Annotated in this window: 9 protein-coding genes and 1 riboswitch; of the genes, 6 read left to right on the forward strand and 3 right to left on the reverse strand. The window is 73.5% G+C overall.

The genetic code is table 11. The features are described 5' to 3' along the window. Positions 1–2: 2 nt before the first annotated feature. From ACOV8S_RS13885 to ACOV8S_RS13895, 3 genes are all read right to left on the reverse strand, one after another. Positions 3–788, reverse strand: coding sequence for an enhanced serine sensitivity protein SseB C-terminal domain-containing protein (locus ACOV8S_RS13885; RefSeq protein WP_448318125.1), 786 nt, complete (start codon positions 786–788; stop codon positions 3–5). Between the two features lie 155 nt (positions 789–943). Then, positions 944–1,708 (reverse strand): enhanced serine sensitivity protein SseB, encoded by a 765-nt coding sequence (locus ACOV8S_RS13890; protein ID WP_448318127.1) that lies wholly within the window; start codon positions 1,706–1,708, stop codon positions 944–946. A gap of 79 nt (positions 1,709–1,787) precedes the next feature. Beyond that, the gene (locus ACOV8S_RS13895) at positions 1,788–2,414 is read right to left on the reverse strand and encodes an AAA family ATPase (RefSeq protein WP_448318855.1); all 627 of its coding nucleotides are present in this window, start codon (positions 2,412–2,414) and stop codon (positions 1,788–1,790) included. Between the two features lie 323 nt (positions 2,415–2,737). Continuing rightward, positions 2,738–2,860, forward strand: a riboswitch (glycine riboswitch). Between the two features lie 166 nt (positions 2,861–3,026). Here ACOV8S_RS13895 and gcvT point away from each other — a divergent pair. From gcvT to ACOV8S_RS13925, 6 genes are all read left to right on the forward strand, one after another. Then, positions 3,027–4,160, forward strand: a complete 1,134-nt coding sequence (gcvT, locus tag ACOV8S_RS13900; protein WP_448318129.1) for a glycine cleavage system aminomethyltransferase GcvT — start codon at positions 3,027–3,029, stop codon at positions 4,158–4,160. A gap of 99 nt (positions 4,161–4,259) precedes the next feature. After that, positions 4,260–4,637 (forward strand): glycine cleavage system protein GcvH, encoded by a 378-nt coding sequence (gene gcvH / locus ACOV8S_RS13905; RefSeq protein ID WP_382552801.1) that lies wholly within the window; start codon positions 4,260–4,262, stop codon positions 4,635–4,637. 5 nt (positions 4,638–4,642) lie between these two features. After that, positions 4,643–5,914: a serine hydroxymethyltransferase gene (gene glyA, locus ACOV8S_RS13910; RefSeq protein ID WP_448318130.1), complete on the forward strand. Its 1,272-nt coding sequence runs from the start codon at positions 4,643–4,645 to the stop codon at positions 5,912–5,914. A 168-nt stretch (positions 5,915–6,082) separates the two neighbouring features. Further along, positions 6,083–7,450, forward strand: coding sequence for an L-serine ammonia-lyase (locus ACOV8S_RS13915; RefSeq protein WP_448318131.1), 1,368 nt, complete (start codon positions 6,083–6,085; stop codon positions 7,448–7,450). Between the two features lie 231 nt (positions 7,451–7,681). Then, positions 7,682–8,950, forward strand: coding sequence for a hypothetical protein (locus ACOV8S_RS13920; RefSeq protein WP_448318132.1), 1,269 nt, complete (start codon positions 7,682–7,684; stop codon positions 8,948–8,950). 13 nt (positions 8,951–8,963) lie between these two features. After that, the gene (locus ACOV8S_RS13925; RefSeq protein ID WP_448318133.1) at positions 8,964–9,635 is read left to right on the forward strand and encodes a hypothetical protein; all 672 of its coding nucleotides are present in this window, start codon (positions 8,964–8,966) and stop codon (positions 9,633–9,635) included. Positions 9,636–9,699: the final 64 nt, after the last annotated feature.

Below are 9,699 nucleotides of genomic sequence, written 5' to 3' on the forward strand. Positions count from 1 at the left end.
GGTCAGTGCACGGCCGGGTAGCCGTACCCCCCGCGGCCCGAGCCGGCCGGCCCGTGGGCGTCGCGGTCGTAGAAGGGACGGGCGTTGGCCCGCATCCAGAGGGCGACCGGGTCGTGGTCGTCGGCCATGGCGACCGTGGAGACGGCCAGCCCGTCCGGCACCACACCGACCGACTGGCTCATCATCGCCCGCACCGACTCCACCGCCGCCGGCGACGTCTCGTACACGTCGAGGCCCACGGCGAGGTAGGGCGCGCCGAGCGCCGGCTGCACCCAGGCGCGGCGCAGCGCCCGCACCGCCGGGGTGCGGTGGGCGTTCTGCACCAGCAGGGCGTAGAACTGGGGCACCTCGATGGCCGGTTCGGACAGCCGCAGCGGTCCGGCCGGCTGACGGTCGAGGCCGGCGACGATCCGGCGCAGGTCCAGCCACGGGACGCCGACCCCGCCGCCGGGGGCGTGCGGGTTGAGCCACAGCCCGTGGTGGTCGGGGTAGAGGGCGCGGGCCGCCTCGAGGGCGTCGGTCACCTCGTAGCCGCGCGTCCAGCCGCTGGCGGAGAGCTCCTGGTCGGAGGTCACGCAGGGGACGTAGAAGTACCCGTCGACCTCCATGCTCCCGTAGCGCGCGTCGGGGGCTCCGGACCGGCCCTGCCACAGCAGCATCCACAGCCGGCCGGCGGACGGGTTCGCGAGGGCGCGCAGCAGCGCCTCGTAGGCGTCATAGCGCCCGGGCGTCACCTGGCGCAGCATCTGCTCCACCTGCCCGGCGGCGGCCGTGCCCGACGCGCTCACCTCAACCAGCCCTTCGCGAAGACATTGGTTCCGCCCCATCGATGTCCGACAGCGAGTGTTCGACCGGGATTATGAAACCAGCTTAAGCGGGGTCAGAGACACCACCTTGACCGAGCCGTGAGGTCCCGGGCGATTTGCCCCGTGGGGGCGCCCGGTCACAGGGCGCCGAAGAACGGCCGCACCTTGGTGCGCAGGTAGTCGCAGACCGGGTCCGGCACGGCGTCCAGCAGGACCAGGTTGACGGGCCAGGGCACCGGGTGGCGGCCCAGGGCGCGGCCCAGCGCCTCCAGCGGCAGGGCGCGGGCGTCGCCGGAGGGGGCGTCCCAGGTGGTGAGTTCGACGCCGACGAACAGCGCGGGCTCCGCCGTCTCGACCGCGGCCAGGCAGCGGCGGGCGCTCGCGACCACCCCGAGCGCGGCGAACTCCTCGGAGGCGGCGCGCAAGAAGTCGACCGGGTCCTCCTGCCAGTCCGGTTCGCGCAGGCGGACCCGGCCGCCGCTGCCGGGTCCGGCGGCGCGGCACAGCTCGGCGACCGCCTCCGGCGTCAGCGGCAGCCCCACCGCGCCGTCCGGGTTGACGACGATGCCGACCTCGGGCGGCAGGCCGCGGGCGAACTCCACGACCGGGGCGATGGTGAACGACATGTGGGAGCCCACCACGCGCTGGAACTGTTCCTGGGAGCTGAAGACCGGCACGAAGGTCTGCCCGCCCAGGTCGACGGTGGGCAGGTCGAGGGTGACGCTGTCCCGGCCGCCGCCCTCGGGGAGCGGGATCCACACGAAGCTGCGGGTCAGCACCTCGAGCACGCGGGCGCCGGTGGCCGGGGACGCCGGGGCGGCCGCCGAGGCCGTCAGCACCTCCTCCAGCTCGTTGCCGGGCCATCCGCCCGCACGGGCCTGCTCGTCCGCCGCGAAGTTCATGCCTACCGCCTGGGGTTCTGCGCTGTCCGCTGCCGTCGTCGCGGTCCGTCCCGCCGCGGCCGGACTGCGGCTCGTCAGACTACGGGACGCCCGCGGGCCGTTCGAGGGCGAACCCGATGCCCCGCAGCGAGCGCGCGGCGGAGCGGTCCAGCAGCACCGCCGAGCCGCAGTCCCGGGGCAGCAGCCCCCGGTCCCGCACGTCGGCGAGCAGCTGCCCGACCGCCCTGCGGTGGCGGGCGAAGGCGTACCGGGAGACGCCGCGCCCCCGCGCCCGCTGCCCCTGCAGCGCCTCGCCCGCGGTGACGTCGAGCAGCACGAGGCGCATCGCTCCGCCCCGCCGCCGCGCCGCGCGCCCCAGCCAGGAGCGGACCCACCGCTGGGTGCCGCAGTCGTGCACCACCACCGGCCGCGCGCCGCGCAGGGCACGCCGCAGGCCCGCGTAGTGGTCGAGCCGCACCAGCGGCCGGTAGACGGCGTAGGGCAGCGAGCGGGGCATCCGGGCGTCCCAGCGGTCCCGGGTGTCCTGGCTGTCGATCCGTACGGCGTCCTCCCCGACGACCCGCCGCATCATGGTCGACTTGCCGCTGCCCGGCAGCCCCGTGACCACCACCACGTCGTGCGCCCCGAAGATCAGCCGCTCGCCGGCCACGCCGCCGCCGGGCCTGCCGCGCAGGTCGCGGACCCTGCCCGCGGCCGTCTCCCCCACCGCGCAGCGCCCCGGCCGGTCCGCACCCTCGGTCCGCACCCGCCCGGTCCGCGTCCGCTCGCCCGCCCAGGAGCGCGCCCGGTGGCGCACCCCGGGGCCGGTCACGGGCACGGCGTACGCGGCGCCGGCGATCGTCCTCTTCACGTGGTCGTCCTCCCCCTCAGGTTCGGGACCTGGAGCATCCCCCTCGAGTGTAAAAAGAAGGTAATGCGCCGTCGTCTCATTTACGCCCGGTTCCCGCCACAGTCCCGCAACACACGGGGGTCCGCCAGTGCCCCGGGAGCCCGTGCGATGATGTGCGGGTCAACTGCATACCGGCCGCTTGAATCCGCGCGGGAGAGTCCCGGGGACCGGACCCACGTCTTCTCGGACGTGGCGTCGGCCCGGGCGCCGAAGGAGCAAGTCCCTCCCTTGAATCTCTCAGGCCCAGTCACCGCGCGGGCGAGGCACATCTGAAAAGCGGTCCGCCCCCGTGGCGGTCCCACCCACGGTGCAAGCTCTGGCCCCGGACCGTCATCGCGTCCGGCGTTCATGGCGAACCTCTCAGGTTCCGATGACAGATGGGGAGGAACACTCCACCGTCATGTCCTCGCCCGTACCGGGAGTCCGCCCATGAGCAGTTCCGACCTCCGCCACACCGCGCTCGACGCCGTGCACCGTTCGCTCGGCGCCACCATGACCGACTTCGCCGGCTGGGACATGCCGCTGCGGTACGGCTCCGAGCGCGACGAGCACAACGCCGTGCGCACCGGCGCCGGCCTCTTCGACCTCTCGCACATGGGCGAGATCACGGTCACCGGGCCGCAGGCGACCGAGCTGCTGAACTTCGCCCTGGTCGGCAACATCGCCACCGTCGGCGCCGGCCGCGCGCGCTACACGATGATCTGCCAGGAGGACGGCGGCATCCTCGACGACCTGATCGTCTACCGCCTCGCGGACGCCGAGGACGGCTCCCCGGTCTTCATGGTCGTGGCCAACGCCTCCAACGCCCAGGTCGTCCTGGACGCGCTCACCGAGCGGGCGGCCGGCTTCGACGCCGAGGTGCGCGACGACCGCGACGCCTACGCCCTGATCGCCGTCCAGGGCCCCGCCTCCCCCAGCATCCTGGCCTCCCTCACGGACGCCGACCTCGACGGCCTGAAGTACTACGCGGGCCTGCCGGGCACCGTGGCGGGCGTGCCGGCGCTGATCGCCCGTACGGGTTACACCGGCGAGGACGGCTTCGAGCTGTTCACCGCCCCCGAGCACGCCGAGAAGGTGTGGCTGGCGCTGACCGAGGCGGGCGCCCCCTCGGGCCTGATCCCCTGCGGCCTGTCCTGCCGGGACACCCTGCGCCTGGAGGCCGGCATGCCGCTGTACGGCCACGAGCTCTCCACCTCGCTCACTCCCTTCGACGCCGGACTCGGCCGGGTCGTGAAGTTCGAGAAGGAGGGCGACTTCGTGGGCCGCGAGGCGCTGGCCGCGGCCGCGGACCGCGCGGAGCAGAAGCCGCCGCGCAAGCTGGTCGGCCTGATCGCCGAGGGCCGCCGGGTCCCCCGTGCGGGCTACTCCGTGGTCGCGGGCGGCGAGGTGATCGGCGAGGTCACCTCCGGCGCCCCCTCCCCCACCCTCGGCAGGCCGATCGCGATGGCCTACGTGGACGCGGCGTACGCCGGTGCCGGCACGGCCGGCGTGGGCGTGGACATCCGGGGCACCCACGAGCCGTACGAGGTCGTGGCCCTGCCGTTCTACAAGCGCCGGAAGTAACCCCTTTCCGTCGCACATCCCGTCCGACACCCCCGTTCCTTCCTTTCCCGGTTCTTCCGGACCCTTCGGAAACTCCCCGCGTACAGGAGAATCTCTGCCATGAGCAACCCCACGGACCTGCGCTACAGCAAGGAGCACGAGTGGCTCTCGCCCGTCGAGGACGGCGTCGCCACCATCGGCATCACCAAGTTCGCGGCCGACGCCCTCGGTGACGTCGTCTACGCCCAGCTTCCCGAGGTCGGCGAGTCCGTCTCCGAGGGTGAGACCTGCGGCGAGCTGGAGTCGACCAAGTCGGTCTCCGACCTCTACTCGCCGGTGTCCGGCGAGGTCACCGAGATCAACGAGGATGTCGTCAACGACCCGTCCCTGGTGAACTCGGAGCCCTTCGAGGGCGGCTGGCTCTTCAAGGTCCGCCTCTCCGAGGAGCCGACCGATCTGCTGACGGCCGACGAGTACACCGAGTTCGCCGGGAACTGAGCCTGATGTCGACCCTGAACACTCCCCTCCACCAGCTCGACCCCGACGTCGCCGCGGCGATCGACGCCGAGCTGGCGCGCCAGCAGTCCACCCTCGAGATGATCGCGTCGGAGAACTTCGCTCCGGTCGCCGTCATGGAGGCCCAGGGCTCGGTGCTGACCAACAAGTACGCCGAGGGCTACCCCGGCCGCCGCTACTACGGCGGCTGCGAGCACGTCGACGTGATCGAGCAGATCGCGATCGACCGCCTCAAGGAGCTCTTCGGCGCCGAGCACGCCAACGTGCAGCCCCACTCGGGGGCCCAGGCCAACGCCGCTGTGATGCACGCGCTGCTGAAGCCGGGCGACACGATCATGGGCCTCAACCTGGCCCACGGCGGGCACCTGACCCACGGCATGAAGATCAACTTCTCCGGCCGGCTCTACGAGGTGGTTCCGTACCACGTCGGCGAGGACGGTCAGGTCGACATGGCCGAGGTCGAGCGTCTCGCCAAGGAGTCGCAGCCGAAGCTGATCATCGCCGGCTGGTCGGCGTACCCGCGTCAGCTGGACTTCGCCGCGTTCCGCCGGATCGCGGACGAGGTCGGCGCGTACCTGATGGTCGACATGTCGCACTTCGCGGGCCTGGTGGCCGCGGGCCTGCACCCGAGCCCGGTCCCGCACGCGCACGTCGTCACCACCACGACGCACAAGACGCTCGGCGGCCCGCGCGGCGGTGTGATCCTCTCCACGGCCGAGCTGGCCAAGAAGATCAACTCCGCGGTCTTCCCCGGTCAGCAGGGCGGCCCGCTGGAGCACGTGATCGCGGCCAAGGCGGTGGCCTTCAAGGTCGCCGGTTCCGAGGAGTTCAAGGACCGCCAGCGCCGGACGCTGGAGGGCTCGCGGATCCTCGCCGAGCGCCTGGTCCAGGGCGACGTGACGGCGGCCGGAGTTTCGGTCCTGTCCGGCGGCACGGACGTCCACCTGGTCCTGGTCGACCTGCGCGACTCGGAGCTGGACGGCCAGCAGGCCGAGGACCGGCTCCACGAGATCGGCATCACCGTCAACCGGAACGCGGTCCCGAACGACCCGCGTCCGCCGATGGTGACCTCCGGTCTGCGGGTCGGCACCCCGGCGCTGGCCACCCGGGGCTTCGGCGCGGAGGACTTCGCCGAGGTCGCGGACGTGATCGCCGAGGCCCTCAAGGCCCCGACGCCGTTCCCGGCCGACACCGCGACCGCCCTGCGGGTGCGTGTCGAGGCGCTGGCCGCCAAGCACCCGCTCTACCCGTCGCTGTGACCACTCGGACACGGTAGGTGCGATTTTCGCACTGCCTGGGGTGTTCCGTACGATTCCTGTACGTCTCGGGGGCGTCCGTCCACCATGACCCGGTGGGCGCGGCGCCCCCGCGCCCTTCCCCCACACCGCCCCCTGCACAGCCAGCCAACGATTCAATGAGGAGTCGACGTGGCCGTCTCGGTCTTCGACCTGTTCTCGATAGGCATCGGCCCGTCGAGCTCCCACACCGTGGGTCCGATGCGCGCCGCACGCATGTTCGCCGCCCGCCTGCGCAACGAGGACCTGCTGGAGGCCACCGCCTCCGTCCGCTGTGAGCTCTACGGTTCGCTCGGCGCCACCGGCCACGGACACGGCACCCCCAAGGCGGTGCTGCTCGGGCTGGAGGGCGACTCGCCCCGCACGGTCGACGTCGAGTCCGCCGACGAGCGCGTCGAGAAGATCAAGCAGACCGGCACCCTGCGCCTGCTCGGCGAGCAGGAGATCCCCTTCGACTTCGACGCCGACCTGGTGCTGCACCGCCGCGAGGCCCTGCCGTACCACGCCAACGGCATGACGGTCGCGGCCTACGACCACGCGGGCACGGAGCTGCTCTACAAGACCTACTACTCGGTCGGCGGCGGCTTCGTCGTCGACGAGGAGGCCGTCGGCGCGGACCGCGTGAAGCTGGACGACACGGTGCTGAAGTACCCGTTCCGCACCGGTGACGAGCTGCTGCGCCTCACCAAGGAGACCGGGCTGTCCGTCTCCTCGCTGATGCTGGAGAACGAGAAGGCCTGGCGTACCGAGGAGGAGATCCGCGGCGGCCTGCTCGACATCTGGCGGGTGATGCGCCAGTGCGTCGACCGCGGCATGTCCCGCGAGGGCATCCTCCCCGGCGGTCTCAAGGTCCGCCGCCGGGCCGCCGTCACCGCCCGCCAGCTGCGCGCGGCCGGCGACCCGCTGGCCCACTCCATGGAGTGGATCACCCTCTACGCCATGGCGGTCAACGAGGAGAACGCGGCCGGCGGCCGGGTCGTCACCGCCCCCACCAACGGCGCGGCCGGCATCATCCCCGCCGTCCTGCACTACTACCTGAACTTCGTCCCGGGCGCGGACGAGGACGGTGTGGTGCGCTTCCTCCTCGCGGCCGGGGCGATCGGCATGCTCTTCAAGGAGAACGCCTCCATCTCCGGCGCCGAGGTCGGCTGCCAGGGCGAGGTCGGCTCGGCCTGCTCGATGGCCGCCGGCGCCCTCGCCGAGGTGATGGGCGGTTCCCCCGAGCAGGTCGAGAACGCCGCCGAGATCGGCATGGAGCACAACCTGGGCCTCACCTGCGACCCGGTCGGCGGCCTGGTCCAGATCCCCTGCATCGAGCGCAACGGCATGGCCGCGGTGAAGGCCGTGACCGCCGCGAAGATGGCGATGCGGGGCGACGGCTCGCACAAGGTCTCCCTCGACAAGGTCATCAAGACCATGAAGGAGACCGGCGCGGACATGTCGGTCAAGTACAAGGAGACCGCCCGCGGCGGGCTCGCCGTCAACATCATCGAGTGCTGACCGGGCGTCCGGCGGCCGGTCGGGCACGGCTAGGCTCACCCGCCTGAGGCCGCTCCGGGGAGGGGGCGGCCGGGAAACCGTTCCTCCGGGGCGGCGAGGGAGGGGAGCGACCGTGGACCGACCCGCAGGAGCCGCGCGAGGGCGGGCCCTCGGCCGGCCCAAGCGGTGCCCAAGACGGCCGTCGGCGGGCCGGCCGGAGCCGGACGCAGCGCGGCCGGACGCAGCACGACCGTGAGTCGACCCGCGGAAGCCGTGCGCGGGGCGGCGGTGGCCGCGCGTACGGTGGCCGCCGTGGTGGCCCTGGCGCTCGGGGCGGCGGGATGCGCCGCGGACCCGCCGCCTGCCTCACCCGCACCGCCGGGCTCGCGCGGGGCGTCCGGCAGCGCGTCGAGGGCTCCCGCGAGCCCCCTCTCGTGGGAGTTCGCGCACATCGCCGACTTCCACGGGAGGTTCGACGACCTCGCCGTGCTCGCCGAGGACGACGTCTGGGCCGTCGGCACGGAGCACACCGGCAGGTCCGACGCCGGCCTCCTGCACCACGACGGCACGGGATGGAAGCGCGAACCCCTGCCCGAGGCGCTCGGCGACGCCGCGGGGACGCCGCATCTCGAGGTCGTCGGCGCCGGGGAACTGTGGCTGTGGTCCCACGCGGCCTCCGGCCCGTCCCTCACCTGGGCCAGGTGGGACGGCGTCCGCTGGTCGGCGCTGCCCCACCCGCCACCGGTCCGGGGCCGGCTCCTCACCAGCGTGACGGACCCGGTCGAGGTCGCCGCCTCGGGGCCCGATGACGTCTGGATCCTCGCCTCCGACCGGTCGGCCCTGCACTGGGACGGGACGCGGTGGGTGACGACCACGCTGCCGTACCCCGCCACCGACATCGCCGCGGCGGAACCGCGGGAGATGTGGGCGGTCGGCCACCGCACGACCGGACCGGGCACGGAGTCGGCCCAGGGCCTGCCGTACACGCAGCCCGCCACCATGCGCTGGGACGGCGCGTCCTGGCAGGCGGTGGGCACGCCGCGGTACCGCTTCCCCGACCCGCTTCCCGCGGAGCCCGGCGCGAGCCTCGACCACGTCGTCGCGCTCGACGGCGGCGAGGTGCGCGCGTACGGGCGCCACGACTTCAACCACGGCGAGGGCGGCGTCGAGCCCGCGACCGAGGCCGTCCGGCTCCGCTGGGACGGTGCGCGGTGGACGGAGCTGCCGGAGCCGCCCGGCGGGTGCGCCCCGAGGATCCCCTTGGGCCAGGACGACGACGGCGGCCTCCTCCTGGACGGCAACTGGTACCTGACCGCCGAGGGGCGCTGCGTGAAGATCGGCCGTCACCGCCTGCCCGTGTCCACGGGCGCCCGCGAGGACTCCCGGCAGTCGCTGTGGCTGGAGCGGATCCAGCGGGTGCCAGGAACCGACGAGTGGTTCGGCGCGGGGCACGTCCAGGTGAACCAGTCCGGCGACCCCTTCGGCGCGCCCGTCCTCGTGCGTCTGAAGCGCCGCGGCTGAGGGGGCGGTCGACATGGACGGAGCGGCGAGGGCCGACCGGGTGAGGCCGCGGACGTGGGCGACGGCGGCCGCGCTGGTGATGTGCGTGCTCGTCCTCGTGTACGTGGGGTCCACGGGGCACGAGGAACGGGATGCGGGCGGCGGTCCGGCCGCCGCCGGTCCGGCCTCCGAGGAGTGCGCCGAGCTGCGGGAACTGGACTTCGCCGGCCCCGACGACAGCCCGACCCTGCTGATCTCGTCGTACGGCGCGTCGAACGACGGCGAGGGCGGCCCGGTGCGCTTCCGCGCCGGCCTGCGGCTCGGCACGGGCGAGCGGCCGCTGGTGCTGGGGGCGCTGGAGGCCACCGTCACCGTCTGCGCCCCGCACACCCACGGGCTGCTGGCCCGGGCCGAGGGGCTGACGCCGCGTGTCGTGAAGGGGGGCGGCGGCCGCAACGCGGACGGTACGGGTGGACTCCACCTCAGGTCCGGCGGGTCGACCGATCTGCGCGTCACCCTGCCGAAGTCGGCGCTGCGGCCGGGGATCTCCTTCGAGGACCTCGTGCTCGGCGACCCGCCGGACAGCAACGACGCCGCCGACTCCCCGCTGCTGATCGTCACCCTGACCGCCCCCGGGCTGCCGGGTCCGCTCCTCGCGGGCAGTTGCGCGGAAGGGTGCGCGGAGATACTGGGCCGCTCCGTCTGACGGCCGCGGCCACGGCCGTGCGGGCGCGGCCGTCAGACGGAGCGGCCCAGTATCTCCGCGCACC

It is taken from the genome of Streptomyces sp. CO7 (assembly GCF_053474865.1).